This window comes from Rugosimonospora acidiphila (assembly GCF_039543385.1).
Classification (GTDB): domain Bacteria; phylum Actinomycetota; class Actinomycetes; order Mycobacteriales; family Micromonosporaceae; genus Rugosimonospora; species Rugosimonospora acidiphila.
On record NZ_BAABJQ010000006.1, the window covers coordinates 290,559 to 315,689 of the forward strand.

16 protein-coding genes are annotated in these 25,131 nt (G+C 73.0%); 10 read left to right on the forward strand and 6 right to left on the reverse strand.

From position 1 onward, the window contains the following. Positions 1-131 precede the first annotated feature (131 nt). Entirely contained in the window at positions 132-2,057 is a 1,926-nt protein-coding gene (locus ABEA87_RS13490) for a maleylacetate reductase and hydroxyquinol 1,2-dioxygenase domain-containing protein (protein ID WP_345629385.1), read from the forward strand. A gap of 94 nt (positions 2,058-2,151) precedes the next feature. After that, entirely contained in the window at positions 2,152-3,903 is a 1,752-nt protein-coding gene (locus tag ABEA87_RS13495; RefSeq protein ID WP_345629387.1) for an FAD-dependent oxidoreductase, read from the forward strand. A 128-nt stretch (positions 3,904-4,031) separates the two neighbouring features. On the opposite strand, the gene ABEA87_RS13500 is transcribed toward ABEA87_RS13495, so the two are convergent. Next, complete coding sequence (locus ABEA87_RS13500; protein WP_345629389.1) at positions 4,032-5,279, reverse strand: MFS transporter; 1,248 nt, start codon at positions 5,277-5,279, stop codon at positions 4,032-4,034. 104 nt (positions 5,280-5,383) lie between these two features. On the opposite strand from ABEA87_RS13500, the gene ABEA87_RS13505 reads away from it, so the two are divergent. From ABEA87_RS13505 to ABEA87_RS13520, 4 genes are all read left to right on the forward strand, one after another. Continuing rightward, entirely contained in the window at positions 5,384-5,869 is a 486-nt protein-coding gene (locus ABEA87_RS13505) for an ArsR/SmtB family transcription factor (protein ID WP_345629391.1), read from the forward strand. A 574-nt stretch (positions 5,870-6,443) separates the two neighbouring features. Beyond that, positions 6,444-6,812, forward strand: coding sequence for a PadR family transcriptional regulator (locus ABEA87_RS13510; RefSeq protein WP_345629393.1), 369 nt, complete (start codon positions 6,444-6,446; stop codon positions 6,810-6,812). Continuing rightward, positions 6,809-7,639: an ATP-binding cassette domain-containing protein gene (locus ABEA87_RS13515; protein WP_345629395.1), complete on the forward strand. Its 831-nt coding sequence runs from the start codon at positions 6,809-6,811 to the stop codon at positions 7,637-7,639. The genes ABEA87_RS13510 and ABEA87_RS13515 overlap by 4 nt, the downstream gene beginning before the upstream one ends. Continuing rightward, positions 7,639-8,334, forward strand: a complete 696-nt coding sequence (locus tag ABEA87_RS13520; protein ID WP_345629397.1) for a hypothetical protein — start codon at positions 7,639-7,641, stop codon at positions 8,332-8,334. The genes ABEA87_RS13515 and ABEA87_RS13520 overlap by 1 nt, the downstream gene beginning before the upstream one ends. Before the next feature lie 51 nt (positions 8,335-8,385). On the opposite strand, the gene ABEA87_RS13525 is transcribed toward ABEA87_RS13520, so the two are convergent. Then, positions 8,386-12,237 (reverse strand): glycoside hydrolase family 2 TIM barrel-domain containing protein, encoded by a 3,852-nt coding sequence (locus tag ABEA87_RS13525; protein ID WP_345629399.1) that lies wholly within the window; start codon positions 12,235-12,237, stop codon positions 8,386-8,388. Positions 12,238-12,392: 155 nt separating this feature from the next. On the opposite strand from ABEA87_RS13525, the gene ABEA87_RS13530 reads away from it, so the two are divergent. Then, entirely contained in the window at positions 12,393-15,209 is a 2,817-nt protein-coding gene (locus ABEA87_RS13530) for an AfsR/SARP family transcriptional regulator (protein ID WP_345629401.1), read from the forward strand. Between the two features lie 19 nt (positions 15,210-15,228). Here ABEA87_RS13530 and ABEA87_RS13535 read toward each other — a convergent pair whose 3' ends face one another. Beyond that, positions 15,229-15,717, reverse strand: a complete 489-nt coding sequence (locus tag ABEA87_RS13535) for a carboxymuconolactone decarboxylase family protein (RefSeq protein ID WP_345629403.1) — start codon at positions 15,715-15,717, stop codon at positions 15,229-15,231. A 46-nt stretch (positions 15,718-15,763) separates the two neighbouring features. On the opposite strand from ABEA87_RS13535, the gene pdxR reads away from it, so the two are divergent. The 3 genes from pdxR to ABEA87_RS13550 all read left to right on the forward strand — a co-directional run bounded on the left by pdxR (position 15,764) and on the right by ABEA87_RS13550 (position 20,386). Beyond that, complete coding sequence (gene pdxR / locus ABEA87_RS13540) at positions 15,764-17,170, forward strand: MocR-like pyridoxine biosynthesis transcription factor PdxR (protein WP_345629404.1); 1,407 nt, start codon at positions 15,764-15,766, stop codon at positions 17,168-17,170. A gap of 221 nt (positions 17,171-17,391) precedes the next feature. Further along, positions 17,392-19,683 (forward strand): rhamnogalacturonan lyase family protein, encoded by a 2,292-nt coding sequence (locus ABEA87_RS13545; protein ID WP_425570879.1) that lies wholly within the window; start codon positions 17,392-17,394, stop codon positions 19,681-19,683. A 142-nt stretch (positions 19,684-19,825) separates the two neighbouring features. Beyond that, complete coding sequence (locus ABEA87_RS13550) at positions 19,826-20,386, forward strand: AAA family ATPase (RefSeq protein WP_345629406.1); 561 nt, start codon at positions 19,826-19,828, stop codon at positions 20,384-20,386. A 258-nt stretch (positions 20,387-20,644) separates the two neighbouring features. Here the strand turns inward: ABEA87_RS13550 and ABEA87_RS13555 are convergent, their stop codons facing one another. The 3 genes from ABEA87_RS13555 to ABEA87_RS13565 form a co-directional block, all read right to left on the reverse strand. Beyond that, positions 20,645-22,387: a sensor histidine kinase gene (locus ABEA87_RS13555; protein WP_345629407.1), complete on the reverse strand. Its 1,743-nt coding sequence runs from the start codon at positions 22,385-22,387 to the stop codon at positions 20,645-20,647. Beyond that, positions 22,384-23,097 carry a response regulator transcription factor gene (locus ABEA87_RS13560; protein WP_345629409.1) on the reverse strand — a complete coding sequence of 238 codons (714 nt, stop codon included), beginning with the start codon at positions 23,095-23,097 and terminating at the stop codon, positions 22,384-22,386. The genes ABEA87_RS13555 and ABEA87_RS13560 overlap by 4 nt, the downstream gene beginning before the upstream one ends. 279 nt (positions 23,098-23,376) lie before the next feature. Then, entirely contained in the window at positions 23,377-24,963 is a 1,587-nt protein-coding gene (locus ABEA87_RS13565; protein WP_345629410.1) for an ankyrin repeat domain-containing protein, read from the reverse strand. Positions 24,964-25,131: the final 168 nt, after the last annotated feature.

Below are 25,131 nucleotides of genomic sequence, written 5' to 3' on the forward strand. Positions count from 1 at the left end.
CGCGGGGGCTGGCGCGCGGGGGCTGGCGCGCTTTTCGTGCAGACGGCACAGCAGGAATGTGCAGGAAACGCCGGTCGGGCCCGGTGGAGACTGGGCGAGGCGGCCACCTGGCCGGCACGGAAGGCGGATCCATGCGGTCGTTCGCGTACTCCTCCCACCCGATCAGGGTGCTGTTCGGCGCCGGTACGCTGCGCCAGCTCCCCGACGAGGTACGGCGGCTGGGCGGCACGCGGGTGCTGCTGCTGGCCCGGTCGCAGCCGGGCGAGGCGGCCCGGGCGGCGTTGGGCGCGCTGTGCGTCGCTCAGTTCACCGACGCCACCATGCACACGCCGGTCGAGGTGACCGAGCGCGCGCTGGCGATGCTGCGCGAACACGGCGCCGACTGCCTGGTCTCGGTCGGCGGCGGCACGAGCACCGGCCTGGGCAAGGCGCTGTCGGTGCGCACCGGCCTGCCGCACCTCGCGGTACCCACCACGTACGCGGGTTCGGAGGTCACCCCGGTACTCGGCGAGACCGGCAACGGCGGAAAGACCACCCGTTCGGCGCCGGCCATCCTGCCGGAGACGGTGCTCTACGACGTCGAGCTGACCCTCGCGCTTCCGGTGCCGGTGTCGGTCACCAGCGGAGTCAACGCGATGGCACACGCCGTCGAGGCGCTGTACTCCCCCGACGCGAACCCGGTCATCGACGGCTTCGCGACGCGGGCCATCGCCGGCATGGCGGCCGCGCTTCCACGCATCGCGCAGAACCCGTCCGATGTGGACGCCCGCGCCGACGCGCTGATGGCCGCGTGGCTGGCCGGTACCTGCCTGGCCGGCGCCGGCATGGGCCTGCATCACAAGCTGTGCCACATCCTGGGTGGCACCTTCGACCTCCCGCACGCCCAGACGCACACGGTCGTGCTGCCGCACGCCATGGCGTACAACGCGCCGACCGCCCCGGACGCGATGCGGCGCATCGCCGAGGCGCTCGGTACCGGCGACGCCGCCGCTGGCATGTTCGACCTCATCGCGTCCCTGGGCGGGCCGACCTCACTGCGCGCGCTGGGCCTGCCGGAGGCCGAGCTGTCGCGCGCCGCGCTGCTTGCCAACGCCGGCGCCGAGTCGTCGCCGTACCCGAACCCGCGTGAGGTCACCGTCGAGGGTGTCGAGCGGCTGCTGCGCGACGCCTGGGCGGGGCAGCGCCCGGAGCCGGCCGCGGGCGCGGCGCCCGACCTGGGCTGGCTGACCCGCCAGGTGGTGGACAGCTTCGCCGGCTCGCCGAACGGCAGGGTGGGTGAGCTGCTGACCGACCTGGTGCGGCACCTGCACGAGTTCGTCCGGCACAACGACCTCACCGAGGAGGAATGGCTCTACGCCATCGACTTCCTCACCCGTACCGGTCAGATCTCAGGTCCCAAGCGGCAGGAGTTCGTGCTGCTGTCCGACACGCTCGGCGTGTCCAGCGTGGTGGACATGCTGACCAACTCGCGCACCCCGCAGACCACCCCGTCGGCGGTGCTCGGCCCGTTCTACGTTCCCGGGCCGCCCGCCGCACCGGCTGGCGCCGACATCTCCGCCGGGCTGCCCGGCACTCCACTGTGGGTGGACGTGCGTGTGGTGAACCCGGACGGCGAGCCGATCGAGGGCGCGACGGTGGACGTCTGGCAGTCCAATGAGGACGGTTTCTACGATGTGCAGCTGCCGGACCTCGAGGGGCCGGCGCTGCGCGCCCGGTTCGAAAGCGACGCCGAGGGCCGCATCCGGTTCTGGTCGATCCTGCCCTCGGAGTACCCGATCCCGAAGGACGGCCCGGTCGGCCAGATGCTGGACGCGGTGGGCCGCCACCCGTACCGGGCACCGCACCTGCACTTCATGATCTGGGCCGACGGGTACCGGCGGCTGGTGACCCAGCTGTTCGTCGCCGGCGGCGCGTACCTCGACTCCGACACCGTCTTCGGGGTGAAGAACGGCCTGGTGGTCGACTTCAAGCCGGGCAACGGACCGGCGCCCGATGGCCGCGAGGTGGACGGCCCGTGGCATCTGCTCGAGTTCACCTTCCGCATCGCACCCGCGTAGCGCACGCACCGCACCCGCACGCATCGCGAAGACATGCATCGCATAAGGCACGCATCGCATAAGGCACGCATCGCAAAAGGCATAGAGGAGCACGATGTCCGAGGTCGTCGAGACCGACGTTCTGGTGGTCGGCAGCGGCCCGGCCGGCGGTGCCGCGGCACTGCTACTCAGCACGTACGGCGTTCCCAACATCATGGTTACCAAGTACGGCCGGCTCGCCGACACCCCACGAGCGCACATCACCAACCAGCGCACCATGGAGGTGCTGCGCGACGCCGACGTCGAGAACCAGGTGATCGCCCAGGCCACCCCGCAGGAGCTGATGGGCGACACGGTGTTCTGCACCAGCCTGACCGGCGAGGAGCTGGGCCGGCTACGCACCTGGCACACGCACCCGTCCCGGCTCGCCGACCACAACCTGGCCTCCCCGTCGGCCATCTGCGACATGCCGCAGCATCTGATGGAGCCGGTGCTGGTGAACAACGCGATCGCCCGCGGCACCACCATGCGCTTCAACACCGAGTACCTGTCGCTGGAGCAGGACGCCGACGGGGTGACCGCGACCGTGCTGGACCGGGTGCGCGGCGACAAGTACGAGATCCGGGCGAAGTACCTCATCGGGGCCGACGGCGGCCGGAGCAAGGTGGCGCAGGACATCGACCTGCCGATGGTCGGGCAGATGGGGGTGGCCGGCAGCGTCAACATCCTGTTCGACGCGGACCTGTCCGGGCTCGTGGCGCACCGACCGAGCACTCTGTACTGGGTGCTGCAGACCGGATCCGAGGTCGGCGGCATCGGCATGGGGTTGGTGCGCTGCGTGCGGCCGTGGCACGAGTGGCTCATCGTCTGGGGGTACGACATCAACGGCGAGCCTCCGGAGCTGACCGAGCAGTACGCGCGCCAGGTTGTGCACCGGCTCATCGGCGACGACTCGATCCCGGTCAGCATCCGGTCGTCCTCGCTGTGGACGGTCAACCACATGTACGCCGAGCGCTATCACCAGGGCCGGGTGTTCTGTGCCGGCGACGCGGTGCACCGCCACCCGCCGTCGAACGGGCTCGGCTCGAACACCTCCATCCAGGACGCGTACAACCTCGCCTGGAAGCTCAAGCTGGTCCTCGACGGCACCGCCGACCCGTCGCTGCTGGAGACCTACTCGACCGAGCGGGCCCCGGTCGGCCAGCAGATCGTCAACCGGGCCAACCAGAGCATCGCCGAGACCGGGCGCATCTTCGACGCGCTGGGCCTTCTGTCCACAGAGGACCCCGAGCAGATGGTCAAGAACATCGAGGCGCGCAAGTCGGCCACGCCGGAGGGGCAGCGCCAGCGGCAACTGCTGCGCGAGGCCATCGACTTCAAGGACTACGAGTTCAACACCCTCGGGGTGGAGCTCAACCAGCGGTACCGGTCGGCGGCCGTGGTGCCGGACGGTACCGAGCCGACGTTCCCCCGCGACGAGCAGTTGTACCACCACCCGACCACCTGGCCCGGCGCCAAGCTACCGCACGCGTGGCTCGGTCACGACCGGCAACGTCTGTCCACTCTGGACCTTGGCGGCCACGGCCGGTTCACCCTGCTGACCGGCATCGGCGGCGAGCCATGGATCGACGCGGCCACCGAGGCCGGCGCGGCGCTGGGCCTGACCATCCAGGGGTACGTCATCGGCCCCGGCGCGCAGTACGAGGACCTGTACGGCGACTGGGCCCGGCTGCGTGAGGTCACCGACACCGGGTGCGTGCTGGTCCGGCCGGACAACCACGTCTGTTTCCGCCACCCGGAGGCCACCCCGGACGCCGGAAGCCTGCTGTCCGACGCGTTGCGGCGGGTACTGGGCCGGGCGGCCTGACGAAAGCCGGGCGGCCCGGACCGAACCGGGCGGCCCGGACCGAACCGGGCGGCCCGGACCGAGCCGCCGGCCCGGCTGAGCCCGCCGGGTGGACCGGCCCGTCGCTGGGCCCGCCCACCCGGCTCGCGTCACCGGCTCGCGGGTGCCGCGGTGATCCCGCCCCGGGCCGCCCGGCGTAGCGACGCGGGCAGTACGGCCAGCGCCAGCGCGATGACCACGGTGCCGTACGCCACCGCCGTTCCGAGCAGCCCCAGCGGCCCGACCAGCAGGCCGGCGATCACCGCCGGGACGCTGAAGGCCAGGTAGCTGACCACGTACACGGCGGCGATCAGCCCCGCCCGCTCGCTCGGCGCGGCCAGCGGCACCAGCGACCGGAACGCGCCCACGAAGCCGGCGCCGAAGCCGATCCCCGCGATCACCGTGCCGGCGAAGAACAGCGGCGTGGAGTGCAGCGCCAGGGCGACCAGGCTCAGCGCGGTGCCCACGATGAGCGCCGCGCATCCGGCGGCCATCACCCGCTCGGCGGGGCGGTCACGCAGCAGGAACGAGGTCAGCGAGCCGGCCGCGGTCAACGCGAACAGCAGCAGCCCGCTGAGCAGGTGGCTGTGCAGGTGCAGGACTCCGGCCGCGATCGACGGGCCGAGGGACAGGTAGAGCCCGCCGACCGCCCAGGTCGCGACGAGCACCGGGGCGGCCGCGAAGAACCGCCGGCGCACCGCCGCCGGTATCCCCACCCGGGGCCGCAGCGACCGCAGCGCGCCGGGCCGGCGCCCCGCCACCTCGGGCATGATCAAGATAGCGATCGTGAGCGCTGCGAGCCCGGCGGCCAGCAGCGCGAAGGTCAACGTGGTGGGTGCCGGCGCGTACTGCACGAGCGCCCCGGCCAGCAGTGCCCCGACGGCCAGCCCGGCGGTGGGCGCCGTGCTGTTGACCACGGCCGCGCGGTGCGGATGACCGGGTGGGGCCAGATCGACCAGCCCGGCGCCGATGGCACCGGTGGCGGCCCCCGTCGCTATCCCCTGCAGCACCCTGGCGAGCAGCAGTTCGCCGACCCCGTCGGCGGTCAGGAAGATCACCATGCTGACCGCGTCGAGGAACAGGCTGGCGGCCAGCACCGGCCGGCGGCCGATGTAGTCGGACAGCCCGCCGACGGTCACCAGGGCCAGCAGCAGAGCGAGGGCGTACACCGCGAACACGGCGGTCAGCGTGGTCGCCGAGAAGCCGAATCGCTGCTGGTAGACGACGTACAGCGGAGACGGGGCGCCAGACGCGGCAAGCAGGCCGAACAGGGCGGCCCCGAAGATCCAGAAGCCGGCCCGACGTGAGACACGCGGCGTCCGTGCCCCCGTGACGGTGCGGTTATCGGCGATAAGCATGCCGGCACCCCTTCTCCGGGCGCAGTACCCGGGCAACCGTTCCAAAAATTTCGAACGATTGGACTGTACTCGCCGCGAGCCGAAGGTTCCACTATTCTCGAACCATGAGCGGAGCATCGCCACGTGAGCTGGCCCACCCGGAGGCCGAGGACTTCGTCCTGACCGACGTGCTGTTCGCGCTGAGCGACCCCGCACGGCTGACCATCGCCCAGCGGCTGATCAACGGCCCGCTGGAGGTCGCCGACTGCCAGCCGGCGAACGGCGAGATCCCGAAGTCCACGCTGTCGCACCACCTCAAGACGCTGCGCGAGGCGGGCGTCGTCCGTAACCTGCCGAACGGCCGGCGCCGCTACCTCCACCTGCGCGGCGACGAGTTGGAGCGGCGCTTCCCCGGGCTGGTGGCGGCGGTGCTCGGCGTGCCCGCCGGACGCGACCGAGCCGCGAAGAGCGACCCGTTGACCGAGAGCGACGCGCTGACCGAGAGCGACGCGCCGACCGAGAGCGACGCGCTGACCGAGAGCGACGCGCTGACCGAGGGCGACTCGGCGACCGAGAGCGACGCGCTGACCGAGAGCGACTCGGCGGCCTAGGGCGACTCGGCGGCCTAGGGGCGAGCGCGGAGCGGCCGGTCTCGCGCGGGCAGGCCCCGGGCAGGACCGGGCTCGCGGGCAGGACCGGGCTCGCGGGCAGGACCGGGCTCGCGGGCAGGGCCGGCTGCGAGTTCTTTGCCCTGCTTGCCCCATTCATAGCCCTTGTTAGTTGCGGCTGTGAGCTGCGCCGGGGCGAAGACGCGCGAATAACTCTCAGATCTTGGTGGCTTTCCCCCGCTGGGCGGGCGGAAAGCCACCAAGATCTCACCATTTCCGCCGGTAAGCGGAGCGGGGCGGCCCGCCCCAGCCCGCCGGGCCCGGGCCGGCGGGCCGGGCCGCATCGGCGGGCCGGGCCCGCGCCGGGCGAGCGGGCCCGCGCCGGGCGAGCGGGCGGCCCGGGCGAGCGGGCTGGGCGAGGGGGCCCGGGCTGGGCGAGGGGGCCCGGGCTGGGCGAGGGGGCCCGGCGAGCGGGCTGGGCGAGCGGGCCGGGGCAGGCGGGCCGGGTGGGAGCATCCCGACGAATCGCCCGGTAGGTTGCACCGCAATCTAGATAGCTGTGCTAGCGTCCCCCGACGTGGATCAGGAACGGCGCAGCCAGTGGCTGCGGGGCGTGCTGGACATGTGTGTGTTGGCGATGGTCTCCAGCGGCGAGTCCTACGGGTACCGGCTGGTTCAGGCCATGGAACAGGCCGGCCTCGGTCCGATCAAGGGCGGGACGCTGTACCCCGTGCTGCTGCGGTTGGAGAGCACCGGCCTGGTCGCTACCGACTGGCGTCACGGGCCGTCGGGGCCGGCGCGCAAGTACTACCGGATCACCGGGGCGGGGCAGGCCGCGCTGCGCCAGGCGATGCTCGACTGGCAGGCGTTCAGCTCGGACGTGACCGCGATCCTGCGCAACGGCAACGCGATCCTGCAGAAGGGCGCAGAAGGGCAGAGCACGTGACGATCAATGACGGATGGCTGCGCGACCTCAACGTGGAACTGCGCCGCCGGGGCGTGCCGAGCGGCACGGCCGATCACGTCGTCGCCGAGGCGGCGGTCCACCTGCGCGACAGCGGCGAGCCGCCGATGGCGGCCTTCGGCCCGGCCGCCGCATACGCCGCGGTCGTTTCGGACAGCGTGGGCGCCGCGTACCAGCGGGCCCGCCGACCCCCGCCGGGGCCGGTACGGCTGCGGGCGCGGGACATCGGCAAGCGGTACCGGCGGCACGTGGTGCTGGACGGGGTGGACCTGACCGTGCACGCCGGCCAAGTCGCCGCCGTGATCGGCGCGAACGGCTGTGGCAAGAGCACCTTCCTGCGGATCTGCGCCGGCCTGATCAGTCCGGACAGCGGCACCGTGCAGATCGACGGGACGGTGGGCTACTGCCCTCAGGACGGCGGCACCATCGACTTCCTGCGACCCGAGGAGCACTTCGTGCTCGTCGGGGGCGGGCATGACTGGTCCCGGGAACGGTCCCGGGCGACGGGTCGCGCGGCGGCGGCGACCCTGGACTGGGACGCCTCCGCGCCGGTGCTGTCCCGTCACCTGTCGGGCGGAACCCGGCAAAAGCTGAACCTGGTCATGGCCGGGCTCGGCGAGCCCGACGTGCTCCTGCTGGACGAGCCGTACCAGGGCTTTGACCGGGGCACGTACGTGGACTTCTGGCAGCAGGTGTGGCGCTGGCGGGACAACGGCCGGGCGGTGGTGGTGGTGACCCACATGCTCAACCAGCTCGACCTGGTGGACGTGGTGCTGGACCTGACCGACGCGAGCGGGGGGAGGCGCTGATGAGGAGGCTGGGCGTCGTCACCGACATGACGCTGCGGGAGATGCTGCGCCGACGCGGCGTACTGATCCTGCTGCTCGCGCTGCCACTGGCGTTCTACGCGGTACGCCGCAACGACAGCGGCGAGGCGATCCGGGCCCTGTTCCTCGGGCTGAGCTGGGCGATCAGCGCGGCCGCCCTGTTCTCCGCGTCGGCGGGGAGGGCCGTCGAGCCGCGGCTGAGGCTGTCCGGGTACCGCAGCCACCACCTGTACCTCGGCCGGCTGGCCGCCCTGCTGGTCCTGGGTACCGGGATCGGGCTGCCGCTGCTCGCGCTGGTGGCCCTCGACCCGGCGCAGAGCAAGGTGCGGGCCGGCGGGGTGGCGCTGGCGATGCTGCTGTGCGTGACCGTGGCCGCCCCGTTCGGGCTGCTCATCGCCGCGATCGTGCCGCGCGAGCTGGAGGGCACGCTGGTCCTGCTGGTGATCGTCGGCATCCAGATGGTCGTCGACCCGGCGGGCTCGGCGGCGAAGGTGATGCCGTTCTGGAGCAGCCGGGAGATCGCGACGTACGCCGTGGACCACACCGGCTCCGGGTACCTCGACCGGGGGCTGGTGCACGGGGTGGCGTTCACCGTCGGGCTGGCCGTGCTCGTGGCGGTGCTGTCCACGGTCCGGCTGCGTACCCGCTCGCACATGCGGTTCGCCCCGGGCCGCTAGGACGCGTCCGCCGGCCGTCCGACGGGACGGCCGGCGGATCCCGGCGGGTGCTCAGTGGCCGGCCGCGTCCAGGCGGATCGAGTACGTCCGCTGGGTGAGCCCGTCCTCGGCGGTCACGATCACCGCCGCGGTGCCCGGCACGGCCGGCGGCGGCACGATGAGCAGCCGGGCGTTGTCCGCGACCTCGGCGCCGATGACCGGGGTATCCCCGTCCGCCTGCACCGTGTACGCGGTGGTGGACGGGTCGAACCCGGGCACCGGCCGGCCGTCCACGGTCAGCTTGATCAGCGCCGCCGTCGTCTGGTAGGTCACCGCCTCCCCGATGACGGACAGCTCGGTGATCTGGAAGAAGCCGTTGGTGGCGTCCGGGAACGCGGTGGTCAGCTCCACTCGCAGCTCGGTGGTGCCGACCGGCGCAAAGGTGAGAGTGGCCACCGTGCCGGCCCAGGTGACCGACAGCGCGTCGACCGGTACCAGGTTGTTGCCGCTGCGGTAGCTCACCGCGACAGCGCCCGGCAGGGTGTGCCGGGAGTCAACCGTGAAGCTCGCCGTCACGGTGCCGAAGCGCTGCGGGTTGGGCCAGCTCACCGATACCCAGTCGGACGGCCGGGCGGTGTTGAAGGTCGGCAGCAGCGCGGTGGCGGCCTTGCTGTACGCGTTGGACCAGCCGCCCGAGCCCACCGTGCCGTCCACCATCGCGGCCGGCAGCGTGTTCACGGCGCCCGAGTAGCTGGCGTCGGCGTGCGGGTGCGCGGGGCTGTTCGGGCCGGCCAGGTTCTGCCCGGCCACCGCGTCGCCGGTGACCCGCACGATGGCCCGCGCCGCCAGGCCGCCCGCCGCGGTGCCGGCGACGGTGAACTGACCCGGGCTCGCGTACTGCGACGGCGACACCTGCGCCCAGGCCACCGGCACCGCGAGGTCGATCCCGTCGGTGTACACCAGGCGCAGGGTGGCCGGCAGGACCGGGGGCGTGCCGGTGCCGACCGCGGTGGAGTAGGTCTCGACGGCGGCCGGGGCGTACACGGTCACGATCGCCTCGGCGGGCAGCGGGGTGTCGGCCACGCTGCCCTCGATCCGGTAGACGCCGGCCTGGTGGTGCGCCTCCGCCTGGTCGGACCATTGCACGGTCAGCGCGCGCTGGGTGCCGTCGGCGTACACGGCGTCGACCGTGCCGGGCAGCCGGGGCGTGGAGCCCACCGGGACCCGCTGGACGACGGGGTCCAGCGCGATGGGCCGGTCGGATGACGAGTCCGCGGCGAACCCGGTCCCGCTGGCGTACACCGTCGCGACGGCCGGCAGCAGGTCGGCGGCGGTGGCGGTCACCGTGATCTGGCCGGGCTGCCCGGTGCACCGGACGATGGCCAGCGCCCGGCCGCCCCAGGTCTCGCGGGTATCGGTGCCCTGATACCGCTCGGCGCTCTCCTGCCGGCCGTTGTCCAGGCCGGCCAGCACCGCGCCGTCGACCCGGAAGCTGACCGGATGCGCCGCACCGGGCACCACCACGCCGTGCGAGTCCACGATCTCGGCGGTGAGATATACCAGCGACCGGCCGTCCGCCGCCACCACCTTGCGGTCCGGGCTCAGCCGCACCGCGTGTGCCGGGCCGGCGGTGCGCAGTTCGTCCCGGGCCACCTCGGCGCCGCCGCGCCGGGCCACCGCGGTCAGGGTGCCGGCCGTGAACGGTACGGTCCAGGTCAGGTGCAGCTTGCCGGCGCTGCCGTTCGGGCTCGTGTAGCTGCCCGGGTACGGGCCGCCGGTGACCGTCTTGTCGTCGTGGGTCGCCTCGGTGGTCTCCAGGTACGCCAGGCCGTACCCGGTCGTCTTGCGGTCGAAGGTGCGCGTGCCCACGCTCTGCCCGTTGAGGAACAGCTCGACGCTGTCCACATTGGAGTATGCCCAGACCTCCACCGGCTCGCCCGGCTCGTGGTCGGTCCAGTCCATCGGCAACAGGTGCACCATCGGATCGGTGGTCCACTGGCTGCGGAACAGGTAATACATGTCCTTCGGGAAACCGGCGGTGTCGACCGCGCCGAAGAACGAGGCCTTGACCGGGAAGACGGAGTACGGCGTCGGCTCGCCGATGTAGTCCGTGCCCGACCAGAGGAACTCGCCGGCGAAGAACTCCCGGTCGCGGTCCTTCTTCAGCCCGTACTCGCCGCTCATCGTCCAGGACGCGAGGTTGTTGTCGTACGAGGAGGTGCCCCGCCGGCCGGGCGTGTAGTTCTCCCCCGTGTTGAGGTGCTCGGGCTCCTGGTACACGCCCCGGGTGGAGGTCTCCGAGGAGGACTCCGACTCGAACAGGAACAGGTGCGGGTAGCGCGCGTGCAGCGCGTCCACCGACGCCGCCGTGTTGTAGTTCAGGCCCAGCCCGTCCAGCTTGGCCAGCATCTGGTCGGCGGCGGAGCCGACCGCGGGCAGTCCGCGGTACTTGTCCGAGCCGATGACCACCGGCCGGGTGGCGTCGATCGCCTTGATGTCGTCGATCAGCCGCTGGCCCATGGCGAGCCCGGCGGTGGAGGTGGAGTCGGGGATCTCGTTGCCGATGGACCACATGATGACCGCCGGCGAGTTCTTCGCCGCGTTGACCATCTCGGAGATGTCCGCGTCGCTGTTGGCGTCGAAGAACCGGCCGTAGTCGTAGCGGTTCTTGCCGGTGTGCCAGCAGTCGAACGCCTCGACCATCATCAGGATGCCGAGCCGCTCGCAGGTCCGCAGCATCTCCGGGGAGGGCGGGTTGTGCGAGGTGCGGAACGCGTTGACGCCCATCGTCTTCATCAGCAGCATCTGCCGGGTCAGCGCGTCGGCGTGCACCGCCGAGCCCAGCGCGCCCTGGTCGTGGTGCAGGTCGACGCCGTGCAGCTTGAGGTGCTGCCCGTTGAGGAACACCCCGTGGTCGGGATCGATCCGCACGTACCGGATGCCGAACGTGGTCAGGTACGTGTCCACGGTGTGCCCGCCCACCGACAGCTCGGTGCGCAGCGTGTAGAGCCGCGGTTGGTCCACGGACCACAGCGCGGGCCGGACCACCGGTACCGTCACCGTGTCGGTGTGCCCGTCCGGCGGCACGGTGACGTCGCTGATCTTCCTGCCCACCTGCCGCCCCTGCGGGTCCAGCACGGTGGACACCACCAGCACCTGGGCGGCTTGGCCGGAGTCGTTGGCCACCTGGGTGCTGATCCGCACGTCGGCCCGGCCCGATCCGATCGTGTTCGCCAGGTCCGGCGTGCTGACGAAGGTGCCCCACCGGGCCACGTGCACCGGGTCGGTGACCACCAGCCGGACGTTGCGGTACAGCCCGCTGCCGGAGTACCAGCGGCTGCTGGGCAGCTGGTTGCGCACCTGTACGGCTATCACGTTCGGCGTGACCCCGTCGAGGTGCAGCAGGCCGGTCAGGTCGAAGGCGAACCCCGTGTACCCGTACGCGTGGCTGCCCACCAGGGTGCCGTTGACGTACACGGACGAGTCCATGTACACGCCGTCGAACTCGATCGACAGCCGCTTGCCGGCCAGGCTGGCGGGCAGCGTGAGGGACTTGCGGTACCAGCCGAGGCCGCCGTGGAAGTAGCCGGTGCCGCCGTTGGTGTCGCTCGCCTGCTCCGGCGCCAGCTCGATGCTCCAGTCGTGCGGCACGTCCACCAGCCGCCAGCCGGTGTCGTCGTAGCCGGGCGCGGCGGCGTCGGCGTACTGCCCGGTGGGGTCGGTGGCCGCCGCCGGGTTGGCCAGGACGAACCGCCACGACCGGCCGAGGTCGATGGTGCGGTCGCCCGCGTCGCCCGCCACCTGCTGCGGCCCGGTCGATGCGGTGCCGGTGGAGGCCAGCGCGGCGGCCGGGTCCAGCACGCCGGCCGCGACGAGCGGCCCGACGGCGCCGGCGATGAGCACGGATCTGCGTTTGAGGGTCACGTCGGCTCCTCGGGGGAATCACGAATATCGGATGCCGTCGATAGTCGACAAATTCAATCACGAATCCACATCGATTGTCATCGGTCAGAAACCGGTCTTGTCGGACGCCCAGCGCCGACGTGGGCGGCCAGCGGCGCGTGGGCAAGAATCAGACCGTGGAGTTTCGGCTGCTCGGCCCGCTGGCGGCGGTACACGACGGTCGGCCCGTCCAGCTGGGCCGGCGCCGGGAGCGCTGCCTGCTGGGCGTGCTCCTGTTGGAGCCCAACGCCGCGATCACCATCGAGCGGCTGACCGACCTGCTGTGGGACGGCCAGCCGCCGTCCACCGCCCGGGCCAGCCTGCACACCCACGTGTCGCGGCTGCGCTCCCGGCTGGACCCGGACGGCTCCGGCCTGCTCGGCGTGCGCCTGATCAGCCGGGACGGCGGATACGCCGTCGAGGTCGACCCCGAGCGGGTGGACGCGCACCGGTTCTCCGCAAGCGTGGCGCGGGCCGGGGCGGCCGGGCCGACCGGCCGGATCGACCTGCTGCGGGAGGCCCTGGCCCTGTGGCACGGCCCGGTACTGGCCGACGTGGCGACGCCCCTGCTGCGCGAGCGGATCGCGGCGCGGCTGACCGAGTTGCGGATGTCGGCCATCGAATCGTTGATCGACGCTGAGCTGACCGGCGACCAGGCCCGGGACCTGATCGGCGAGCTGTCCGCGCTGCGCGCCGAGCACCCGCACCGGGAGCGGCTGGCCGGGCAGCTGATGCTCGCCCTGTACCGGGCCGGTCGCCCGGCCGACGCGCTGCTCGCGTACCAGCAGCTGCGCGACCGGCTGGCCGAGGACCTCGGGGTGGACCCCGGCCCCGAGGTGTCCGAGCTGCACACCGCGATCCTGCGCCGCGACCCGGCGCTGGCCCACCCGCGGGCCACGGCCGCCCTGCCCCGGCAGCTGCCGGCGGCCACCAGGCTGTTCACCGGCCGGGTCGACGAGCTGGTGGCGCTGACCAGGGCGCTCGTCGACGGTGACGACCGGAGCGCGCCGATGGTGGTCACCGCCATCGGCGGGGCCGGGAAGACCTGGCTGGCGCTGCGCTGGGCACACCAGCACCTCGACCGGTTCCCGGACGGTCAGCTGTTCGTGAACCTGCGCGGCTTCGACCCCTCCGGTCAACCGACGGCGCCCGCCACGGCGGTACGCGGTTTCCTCGACGCCCTCGGGGTGCCGCCGGCCGCGGTACCGGTGGAGTTGGACGCACAGGTCGGCCTGTACCGCAGCCTGCTGGCCACCCGGCGGATGCTGGTCGTGCTGGACAACGCCCGCGACGCCAGCCAGGTGGTCCCGCTGCTGCCCGGCTCGGCGACCTGCACCGTCATCGTCACCAGCCGCGACCGGCTCACCGGTCTGATCACCGGCCACGGCGCGGTGCCGCTCGGGCTCGACGTGCTGAACGAGGCGGACTCCCGGGAATTGCTGGGCCGCCGGCTGGGCGAGGAGCGGATGACCGGCGAGCCCGACGCGGTGACGGCCCTGATCGGCGGCTGTGCCGGCTTGCCGCTGGCGCTCGGCGTCGCCGCGTCCCGGGCCGCGCTCGCCCCGCACCTCCCGCTGGCGAGCATCGCCGCGGAGCTGCGCGACGCGTCCACCCGGCTCGGCGCGCTCGACGAGGGCGACCCCCAGGCCAGCCTGCGGGCGGTGCTGTCCTGGTCGTACGCCGCGCTCACCCCGACACAGGCGCACGTGTTCGGGCTGCTGGGCTCGGCGGCCGGCCCGGACATCGGGCTGCCGGCCGCCGCCGCGCTGACCGGCCTGCCCGCCACCGAGGTGGCCGCGACCCTGCGCGCGCTGGAGCGCCAGTCGCTCGTGCAGCAGTCCGCGCCGGATCGCTGGCGCATGCACGACCTGATCCGCCTGTACGCCGCCGAGCGGGCCGGCTCCGACCAACCCGGGCAGCAGGACGCGGCGCTGCGCCGGCTGGTCGACTTCTACCTGCACAGCGCGTACGCGGCCGACCGGCTGCTGGACCCGAGCCGGCCGCCGCCGCCCCTGCCGCTGGCCGATCCGGCGCCCGGCGCCGTGCCCCATCGGCTGCCGGACCGCGCGGCGGCACTGGACTGGCTGGACCGGGAGCACCCGTGCGTGCGGGCCGCCCAGCGGCTGGCGCTCCAGCAGGGACGGCAGGCGGCGCGCTGGCAGCTGGCCTGGTCGCTGAACACCTTCTACGGGTGGCGGGGACACCTGCACGACCTGGTCGACGTGTGGCGCTGCGGGCTGGCCGCCGGCCAGCGGCTGGGCGATCCGGAGGTACAGGCGCTGGCCCACCGGTACCTCGGGCGGGCCTGCGTACTGGTGGGCCGGCTCACCGAGGCCGCCGAGCACCTGGACCGTTCCCTGGCGCTGGCGCGACGCTCGGACGACCTGCCGGGACAGGCCCGGGCGCACTGGACGCTGGCGTGGGCCTGGGAGCGGCGCGGCGACGACGAGCGCGCGCTGGAGCACGCCACCCGCGCACTGCACCTGTACCGGGCCTGTGGCGACCCGGTCGGCGAGGGCGGGGCGCTCAACGTGGTGGGCTGGTACGCCGCCCGGCTCGGTCGCTACGGGCCGGCCCGGGTTCACCTGGAGTCCGCCCTGACCCTGTCCCGCCGCGACGGCAACCGCGGGGGCGAGGCGGACACGCTGGACAGCCTGGGCCTGGTGGCCCACCACACCGGCCAGCACGCTCAGGCCGAGCGGTATTACCAGCAGGCCCTGGCGGTCTACCGGGACCTGGGCAACGCCTACGAGGAGGCGGACACCCTGGAGCGGTTGGGCGACACCCGCTCCGACGCGGGCGAGGCGGACCGGGCCCGGCACGCCTGGCGCCAGGCGCTGCGCCTGTACCAGGGCCAGTGCCGCACCGCCGACGCCGAGCGCGTCCAGCGGCGCATCGATCGGCTGGACCCGCCCGGCGAGGCGGCGGTCCGGTCGAGGACCGCCGCCGACTGACACCGGTGGTGCGGGCGGGTCACGTCAGCGCCCAGGGGCGGGCGGTGGCACCGAGCCGGTTCCACGCGTTGATGACCGTGATCGCCCAGATCAGCTCGGCCAGCTCCACGTCGGTGAACTCGGCCGCGGCCGCCTGGTAGACCGCGTCGCCGACCGGGCCGTCGGTCAGCCGGGTGGCCGCCTCCGTCAGGTCGAGGGCCGCGCGCTCGCGGGCGGTGAAGAACGGGGTCTCCCGCCAGACCGGCAGGGCGAACAGGCGCCGCTCGGTCTCCCCCGCCTTGCGCGCGTCCCGGTTGTGCAGGTCCACGCAGTAGGCGCAGCCGTTGAGCTGCGAGGCGCGGGCCCGCACCAGCTCCAGCAGTGCCGGCTCCAGAACGGTCTCGCGCGACGCGGCGTCCAGCGCGTTCATGGCCTTGTTGATGTGCGGGGCGAGTTCGTCCACGGCCAGCCGAGTGGGCGGGACGACAACGGTGGAAGTGCGGTCAGCGGTGATGGTGTCGCTCGTCATGGCACGAGACTAGGGCGGCACTGGCTCACTGCTAAGGTCCATTCCCGTGTCAGAAGATTGGGCCACTTTCGGGATCGACCTGCATCTGGACCTGGACGCCGCGACCGGGCGCCGGTCCGGCCTGGAGCGCGCGCTGCGCGACGCCGTCCGGGACGGCCGGCTCGCGGCGGGCGCGCGGCTGCCCTCCACCCGGGCGCTCGCGGCCGAGCTGGGGCTGTCCCGGGGCACCGTCAGCGCCGCGTACGACCAGCTGGTCGCCGAGGGGTACCTGACCGCCCGGCGGGGATCGGGTACCGAGGTGGCCGCGCTCACCGGGCAGGCCGGGGCGCCCACCGCGCCGCGCGGGGCGGTCGCGCCCGCCCGCCACAACCTGCGGCCCGGCAGCCCGGACCCGACGACCTTCCCGGTCACCGCCTGGCTGCGGGCCAGCCGCCGGGCGCTGCTGGCCGCGCCGGCCGAGGCCTACGGGTACGGCGACCCGCGCGGGCAGCAGGCGCTGCGCACCGTCCTCGCCGACTACCTCGGGCGCACCCGGGGGGTGCTCACCACGCCGGATCAGCTGGTGGTCACCTCCGGGTACGTGCAGGCGCTCGGCCTGCTGACCCAGGTGCTGCACCACGCCGGCACCGAGGCGGTCGCGATGGAGGACCCCGGGCTGGCGGTGCACCGCGAGGTGGTCCGTCGGGCCGGGCCGGCCGTGCTGCCGCTGCCGGTCGACCGGCACGGCGCCCGCACCGAGCTGCTGTCCACCCGGGACTTAGAGGCCGCCTCGGCGGCGGTGGTCACCCCCGCCCACCAGTACCCGATGGGCGACAGCCTGCACCCCGACCGCCGCCGAGCCCTGATCCAGTGGGCGCGCTCGCGCGACGGTCTGATCATCGAGGACGACTACGACGGCGAGTTCCGCTACGACCGCCAGCCGGTCGGCGCGCTGCAGGGCACCGCGCCGGACCACGTGGCCTACATCGGCACCGCGTCCAAGACCCTCGGGCCGGCCGTGCGGCTGGCCTGGCTGTGCCTGCCGGCGCGCCTGGTCGACCCCGTGGTCGACGCCAAGCTGCACGCCGACCACCACACCGAGTCGCTGGGCCAACTGGCCTTCGCCGACCTGATCGCGAGCCACGCGTACGACCGGCACCTGCGCGCCTGCCGGCTGCGCTACCGGCGCCGCCGCGACCTGCTGCTGGCCCGGCTGGCCGAGGGGAGATCGGCCGGCTACGCCATCACCGGGATCGCGGCCGGGCTGCACGCGCTGATCGGCCTGCCCGCCGGCGGGCCGACCGAGCCCGAGGTGCTGGCCCGCGCCGCCGCGTACGGAGTGGCCGTGGACGGCCTGGCGAACGAGTTCCACTCCCCCGGCGACCATCGGCCGGGCATCATCGTCGGGTACGGCACGCCGCCGGAGCACGCCTACCCTGCCGCCCTCGACGCGCTCGCCCGGGTGCTGGGCTGACGACCCTCCGCGGCACCACGGACTTCGGGGGCACTGCAAAAACGATGCAACGCCGCCGCCGCCGTCGATCGCGGGCCGCGCACAGACATTGACACTCACGCATGTGGCCGTTAACGTCACAGCGCCGGGAGCCTCTGCAGCAGCACCACGATCTCTGACCGTGTGGGCGGCTCCGCCGGGCGTGCCGCCGTCCTTGAAAGGATTGGACCGGCGTGAAACGCATCAATCAACGGCGCACCCGGTTTCGGCTGCTCGCCGCCGGTATCGTCGCCACCCTGAGCACCACCGGACTGGTCACGGCCGGCGCGCTGAACGCGCACGCGGCCAGCGCCGGATGCCGGGTCGACTACTCAGTGGCCTCGCAGTGGGCGGGCGGATTCGGCGCCAACGTCACCGTCACCAACCTCGGCGACCCCATCAACGGCTGGCACCTGACCTGGTCGTTCACCGCGGGACAGACAATCACCCAGGCCTGGAACGCGACGGTCACCCAGTCCGGCGCGGCGGTCACCGCCGTCGACGCCGGCTACAACGCCGCACTGGCCACCGGCGCGAACACGTCGTTCGGCTTCAACGGCACCTGGAACAACTCCAGCAACCCGGCGCCCACCTCCTTCGCCCTCAACGCAGTGGCCTGTACCGGCGCGGTCACCAGCCCGACGCCGAGCAGCACGCCCACCCGCAGCAGCCCGACGCCGACCCCGACCCGGACCACGAGCCCGACGCCCAGCCCGACCGGTGGCTCCACCCCGCCGCCCTCCGGGGCCCGCCAGATGGAGCGGCTGGGACGCGGCCTGATCTCGGTGCGCTCCGGCAGCGGCAACCTGGTCAGCTGGCGGCTGCTCGGCACCGACCCACAGAACGTGGCGTTCAACGTGTACCGGGGATCCACCAAGCTGAACTCGACCCCGATCACCGCGAGCACCAACTACTACGACTCCGGAGCCGCCGCGGGCTCGGCGTACACGGTGCGCGCCGTCGTCAACGGGACCGAGCAGTCCGCGTCCGAGGCCGCGCTGCAACTCACCAGCGGGTACCTGAACGTGCCGATTCAGCCGCCGTCCGGCGGCACCACCCCGGACGGGGTCGCGTACACGTACACCGCCAACGACGCCAGCGTCGGCGACCTGGACGGTGACGGCCAGTACGAAATCGTGCTCAAGTGGGACCCGACGAACTCGAAGGACAACTCGCAGTCCGGCTACACCGGTGACGTGTACGTCGACGCGTACCGGCTCAACGGCACCCGGCTGTGGCGCATCGACCTGGGCCGCAACATCCGGGCCGGCGCGCACTACACCCAGTTCCAGGTGTACAACTACGACGGCGACGGCCACGCCGAGGTCGCCATGAAGACCGCGGACGGCACGGTGGACGGCACCGGGCGGGTGATCGGCAGCGCGAGCGCCGACTACCGCAACTCCTCCGGGTACGTCCTGTCGGGTCCGGAGTACCTGACCATGTTCAACGGGCTCACCGGCGCCGCCATGTCCACAGTGAACTACGACCCTCCACGAGGGACGGTCTCGGACTGGGGCGACTCGTACGGCAACCGGGTCGACCGGTTCCTGGCCGGCACCGCGTACCTGGACGGCGTACACCCCAGCCTGATCGAGTCGCGCGGCTACTACACCCGTACCGTCATCGCCGCCTGGGACTTCCGCAACGGGCAGCTGACCGAGCGCTGGAAGTTCGACTCCAACTCCTCCGGCAGCCAGTACACCGACCAGGGCGACCATCAGCTGTCCATCGCGGACGTGGACCAGGACGGCAAGGACGAAATCGTCTTCGGCGCGATGGCCATCAACGACAACGGCGCTCCACTGTGGAACACCCGGCTCGGCCACGGTGACGCCGAGGACGTGGGCGACCTGGACCCCAGCCGGCCCGGCCTGGAGGTCTACAAGGTGGACGAGAACACGAGTTCGCCAGCGGGCTGGATGGCCGACGCCAAGACCGGCGCCATCATCTGGCAGTTCCCCAGCTGCGACTGCGACAACGGCCGCGGTCGCTCCGACGACATCTACGCCGGCAGCCCGGGAGCGGAGTCGTGGAGCGCGGCGACCACCGGCATCTACAACACGCACGGGCAGCAGGTCAGCAGCCGCAACCCGTCGTCGGACAACTTCACCATCTGGTGGGACGGGGATCCAGTACGGGAGTTGCTCGACGCGACGCACATCGACAAGTACGGCACCGGTGGCGACACCCGGCAGCTGACGGCCAGCGGGGTGCACTCGAACAACAGCACCAAGTCGACGCCGACGCTGACGGCCGACCTGTTCGGCGACTGGCGCGAAGAGGTGATCTGGCCGACCACCGACGACCACGCGCTGCGCATCTACTCCACCACGTACACCGCCGACCGGCGGATCGTCACCCTGATGCACAACCCGCAGTACCGCACCGGGGTCGCCTGGCAGAACACCGCCTACAACCAGCCGCCGCACCCGAGCTTCTTCATCGGCGACGGCATGGCCACCCCGCCCTGGCCGAACATCTATACACCGTAACGGCCTGATCCGATCGCCCCTCGGGGCACGGCTGGTTGAAAGCTCCATTCCAGCCCGCCTGCCCCGAGCGGGCGATAGCCCGGGCCACCCTCGTCGGGGTCGGTCGGGACCGCAGCGGGTTCGCACCGTGTCAGGATGAGCCGTGACGTCGCCGACTCTCATCGTTGTCAGCGGGCCGCCCGGCGCCGGCAAGACGACCCTCGCGCACCAGCTCGCCGCCGCCGTCGGTTGTCCCGCCATCTGCCGCGACGAGATCAAGGAAGGCATGGTCCACGCCACCCCCGGATACGACCCGAGTCACAGCGATGACCTCAACCGGCGAACGCTGGCAGCGTTCTTCGATCTGCTTCACCGCCTGGTCACGGCCGGGGTGACGACGGTCGCCGAGGCCGCATTCGCCGACCGGCTCTGGCGCCCGGGTCTCGAACCACTCCGTGATCTCGCGACGCTCCGCGTCATCCAGTGCGCCACCACCGACGCCGTCGCTCACGCGCGGATCGCGCGCCGGGTCGAGGAGAACGCGCATCGGGCGGCACACGACGACCGGGCCTGGCTTCGCACTCGGGCGCCCGGCGGCCGCTCGGCGAGCGGCTGGGTTCCGATCTCCCTCGCCGTGCCGACGCTGCGGGTGGACACGACGGCCGCCTACGACCCCGGCATGCCGGACATCCTCGCCTTCATCGACGGCCGGGCCAATCGTTAGCGCCCACGCGTCCACCGAGCGGACGGCCGGCACCCGACGAAAGTAAGGGCCCGCGGGCTAGCCGCACCCGGGCACACCATGGGTCGCGTGGTTCGGGCCGGGCATCCGCCCCGGCCTTGCCACGTGGTTCCGTCACATCGTCGACGCCAGCGCGCGTGCCCACGGCATCGACCCCGACACCGCCACCTGGCGTTAGCGCGCGGGGTCCGGCAGGCCCGCGATCTGGGGGCGTCCGACGCCTTGCCGCCCCACCGGAGGTCAGCCGGTGCGCTCGGGAAGGACGAGCCGGAACGTGGCGCCCGCCTCGGGCGCGGTGTCCAGCTCGACCCGGCCGCCGCTCGCGGCCATCAGCGACCATACGATCGCGAGCCCCAGCCCCGACCCGGATGCCGTCCCGGGGCCCGAATCGGCGGAGCCCGGGCCGGCCCCTGGCTCCGGGCCACCCGACGCCGGGTCGCCGGACGCCGGGTCGCCGGCCGCCGGACCATCGGGCGCCGTACCGTCGGAGGCCGGGCCGGTGTCTGGCTCCGGCTCGGGCCCGGCGGTCTCCGGCTCCGAGGCGGACCTGCGGCCGCGCGCCGGATCCGTGCGATAGAAGCGGTCGAAGACCCGGCGAGCCTGCTCCGCGTGCAGTCCCGGACCGCTGTCGGCGATCTCGAGGATCGCCTCCCCGCCGACCGCGCCGACCCCGATGCGCACCGGGCCGCCGGCCGGCGTGTGCGCGATGACGTTCCCCACGATGTTCGTGACCACCTGGCGCAGCCACGCCTCGTCCGCCACGACCGCCGCGGCCCCGGCCGGGCCGTCGCCGCCCGGCCCGGTCAGCCGCACGGACCGCTCTGGATCCAATGTGGACAGGTCGTACCGCGCGTCGGCCGCCAGCGCCCGCAGATCCATCGGCGCCGGACGGGGCGCGCGACCCATGCCGCCCGCGCCCTCGTCCGGGCGGGCCGAGCCGGCCGCCTCTGGGCCCTCGTCCAGCCGGGTGAGCAGCAGCAGATCCTCGACGAGCCGGACCAACCGGGCCGACTCCTGATCGATGCGGGCCATCCCCCGGTCGACGTCGGCCTTCTCGGGCAGGCCCCCCATCAGGTACAGCTGGACGAAGCCGCGGATGCCGAACAGCGGGGTACGCAGCTCGTGGCTGGCGTCGGCGACGAAGCGGCGCATCCGGTCCTCGGACGAGGCCAGCGACGCGAACGCCCGCTCGTTACGCGCCAGCATCTCGTTGAGCGCCAGGGCGAGCCGGCCCACCTCGGTACCCGGCGAGGCCAGCGCCGGTACCCGGTGGGACAGGTCGCCGGCCGCGATCGCCGCCGCCGTGCGCTCGACCCGGCGCAGTGGGCGCAGCCCCGCGCCCACCGCGAACCAGCCGACCAGGACGAGCAGCGCCAGCGTGGCGATGCCGGTGGCCAGGCACACCGCGCGCACCGCGCCGACAGTGGAGTCGACGTCGCCAAGCTCGGCCCCGACCACCACGGCGCCGCCGGAGACCGCGCCGCCGGAGACCCCGGCGAGCCCGCCCTCGAACCCAGCGCTCGGGGTGCGCGACGCGACGAGCACGCGCCAGGCATCGTCGCCACGCTTGGAAGGGACGGTGAAGGGCCGATCGGCCAACCGATCGACCGATGCCGCGTCCAGGTGCGGCACGGCCGGGCCGCTCTCGTCGGCGGAGTACAGCCGGAACTCGTGGGCGACGCCGCCGTCCGGGGTCAGGTAGACGACGTCCACCTCGTGGATGAGATCCAGCCCGGATGTCTGCCGCGGGAGCCGGGGCAGCTGGTCGCCGGACTCGTCGAGCACACTGTCGGGTATCCGGGACAGCGGCGCCGACAGCGTCTCCAGCTGTGCGTCCACCCGATTCACCAGCCAGGTGCGCAGCGATCCGAGCACCACGCCGCTGCTCGCCACCAGCCCCACCGCGAACAGCCCGGTCACGATCAGCAGGAGCCGTACCCGCAGCGACAGCCGGCCCGGACCGAGCCGGAGCGGCCGGTTCACGGGCGTGGGCGGCGCAGCAGGTACCCGACGCCGTGAACGGTGCTGATCAGGTCGGATGATCCAGTACCCAGCTTCCGGCGCAGGTAGCTGATGTACGTGTCGACGATGCTGGAGTCACCGTCGAAGTCGTAGCGCCACACCTCGTCGAGGATCTGAGTCTTGGACACCACCCGGCCGGCGTGGCACATCAGGTGCTGCAACAGCCGGAACTCGGTCGGCGACAGCCGCACCTGCCGGCCCTGCCAGGTCACCTGGTGCCCGTGCGGATCAAGCTCCAGATCGCCGACGCGCAGCAGCCCGTCCACCCCGTACCGCCCGGTGCGCCGCAGGATCGCCTGGATGCGCGCGATCAGCTCGTCGAGGTTGAACGGCTTGGTCACGTAGTCGTCCCCGCCCAGCCGCAGGCCCTGCACCTTGTCCTCCGGGCTCTCCCGCGCGGTGAGGAAGAGCACCGGCAGCGGACCGGAGCGCCGTTCTCCGCCCGGTACGGCCTGCTCGCGCAGCCGCCGGATCACCTCGAAGCCGTCCATGTCCGGCAGCATCACGTCGAGCAGCACCAGATCCGGTGGCTCCTGCACCGACCGGTGCAGCGCTTCGGCACCCGTGGCGGCGGCGGTCACCGTGTACCCGGCGAAGCGCAGCGTCGCGGCCAGCAGCTCGCGTACCGTCGGCTCATCGTCAACGACCAGCAGGCGTTCCGACGGTTGCATGGCATCGCTCCACGACATGATCGGCTGGATGGCGCTCTAACCGCACCGGGTGGGCTGGGCATCTTCGAGGATACGAGCGGCACGGCGGGGACGGGCGCGCCGCGCGAGGTGGGCGGCGAGACCCACGACGGCGAGCACCCCACTCGCACCACCAGATCCCCGAATCTCCTTCATTCGGGCAGACTCGCCGGCCCGGCTGGCGGTCCCGGGAAAGGTTCTGTGAGCTTCCTGTGCGCGGGTCGGCCCGGCCGCGACCGCGGCGGCACGGCCGCCGCAAACTCAGGGAGTACTCACAGCCGGGTCGCCGCCCGCGGTGACCGGTTCGAGCAGGGCGACGAGGTCGGAGCGCTCGAAGTGCCGTGCCCAGCCCAGCGGGGTCGTCCCGAACCGCAGGTCCGTGACGTTCGGGTCCGCGCCGAGCGCCAGCAGCGTGCTGGCCAGTTCGAGGTCGCCATCCGCCGCGGCGTGGTGCAGGGCGGTCGACCACGGCTGTTCGACCGGAGTGTCGCCCCGGCCCAGCGCGCTGACGTCGAAGCCAAGCTCGGCCAGCAGCCGCACCGCCTCGCGGCGACCACCCGCCGCCGCCCAGACGATGAGGCCGGGGCGCCGCGACCGGGCGCCCTCGGCCACGCCCGGGTGCGCGGCGACCAGAGCCCGCACGGCCGCGCGGTCCGCCGCCATCGCGGCGCCGATCAGGTCATCGACGGGGTCCGGCGCGGGTGCCGGGGCGCCGTGCGCGAGCAGGAGTTCGACGATGTCGCGGTTCGCGCTCAACCGGGCGCGCTCGACCGGCGTGCGCCGGTCATCGAACGGCGTGACGAGGTCCACCCCGTGCCGGGCCAGCAGCCGTACCCGTTCGGTGAACCCGTGGTCGATCGCCCAGGAGAGCTGGCCGCGAAGCATGTCGGCCGGCGAGTCCAGCGCGTCGCCCAGGCGGCGTTTCCACACCCCGCCGTCGCCGGTGCCGAGCCCGAACTCGAACAGCAGCCGCAGGTGGTCGTCGTCCTCCCGGAACATGCGGTTGTAGAGGGTCTGGCCGTCATTCGGGTTGGCACCGGCCTCGAGCAGCAACCGGGCGATCTGGACCGAGCGCGGGTGGCGGGGCTGCCGTACCGGGCCCTGCTCCCCCTCGCCGAAGGCTCCGGTGAGCAGGGTGAACGGCGTGGGCAGCCCGTTCCACAGGTACCCCTCGTCCGGGTCGGCACCGTGGCGCAGCAGCAGCCGCACGGCCTCCAGCACCCCGTCGCGTCCGCCGGCCGGTTCCAGACGGGAGTACACGAGGTAGTACAGGGGCCGCCAGCGGTACGGGCCGCCCCGGCGACGAACCAGCGACGGATCGGCGTCCACCTGGCGGCGCAGCGCGTCGACGTTGACCGCCGCCGCCGCGGCCCACACGCTGTCCCGGATCAGCTCGGGGTGCCGGGCCAGCAGCTCGGCCGCCCGCTGCCAGCGCGGCGGCCCGTCGTCGGAGTAGGTGAGGCAGGCCAGCCGGCAGAACTCGTCGGCGACGTCCGCGCCAACGCTGCCGACAGCCTCGTCGCCGGCAGCCTCGTCGCCGGCAGCCGCGCTGTCGGCAACCTCGCCGCCGGCCGGCTCGGTCACGGTGGACACATCCCACCGGTACTCGGCGACCACGTCAAGGTAGCGCCGCAGTCGGGGCCAGCTGGCGAAGCCATACTCGCGGGCCAGCACCAGTTGGGCGCCGTGCAGCGCGAACGATGTCGGGTCGGCGGGCAGGTCGACGCCCCGGTCGACCACCCGGCGCAGCGCGTCGGGGTCGGCGCGGCGCACCGCGCGTTGCAGCGCCCGCGCCTGATTGCGCAGGTGTTCGAGGTTGGGGTGGTCGGACAGCGATCTGGCCGGCATGGCGGCCTCCTCTCGTGCGCCTGAGGTCCGCGTCGTCAGGCCGAAAGGAGGTGAGGGCCGGGCATGAGCTTCGAGATCGGGTGGGCTGTGCCCTTTCCGCGGACCGGAGGCTTCCCGCTCGCCGAAACCGACTGTAGCCCTCGCCCGGCGACCCGCGCCAGGAAGCGC

Coding starts and splice junctions, on each gene's coding strand:
- ABEA87_RS13490 (WP_345629385.1), top strand. CDS start 132: ATGCGGTCGTTCGCGTACTCCTCCCACCCGATCAGGGTGCTGTTCGGC.
- ABEA87_RS13520 (WP_345629397.1), top strand. CDS start 7,639: ATGAGGAGGCTGGGCGTCGTCACCGACATGACGCTGCGGGAGATGCTG.
- ABEA87_RS13560 (WP_345629409.1), bottom strand. CDS start 23,097: ATGCAACCGTCGGAACGCCTGCTGGTCGTTGACGATGAGCCGACGGTA.
- ABEA87_RS13505 (WP_345629391.1), top strand. CDS start 5,384: ATGAGCGGAGCATCGCCACGTGAGCTGGCCCACCCGGAGGCCGAGGAC.
- ABEA87_RS13500 (WP_345629389.1), bottom strand. CDS start 5,279: ATGCTTATCGCCGATAACCGCACCGTCACGGGGGCACGGACGCCGCGT.
- ABEA87_RS13495 (WP_345629387.1), top strand. CDS start 2,152: ATGTCCGAGGTCGTCGAGACCGACGTTCTGGTGGTCGGCAGCGGCCCG.
- ABEA87_RS13565 (WP_345629410.1), bottom strand. CDS start 24,963: ATGCCGGCCAGATCGCTGTCCGACCACCCCAACCTCGAACACCTGCGC.
- ABEA87_RS13535 (WP_345629403.1), bottom strand. CDS start 15,717: ATGACGAGCGACACCATCACCGCTGACCGCACTTCCACCGTTGTCGTC.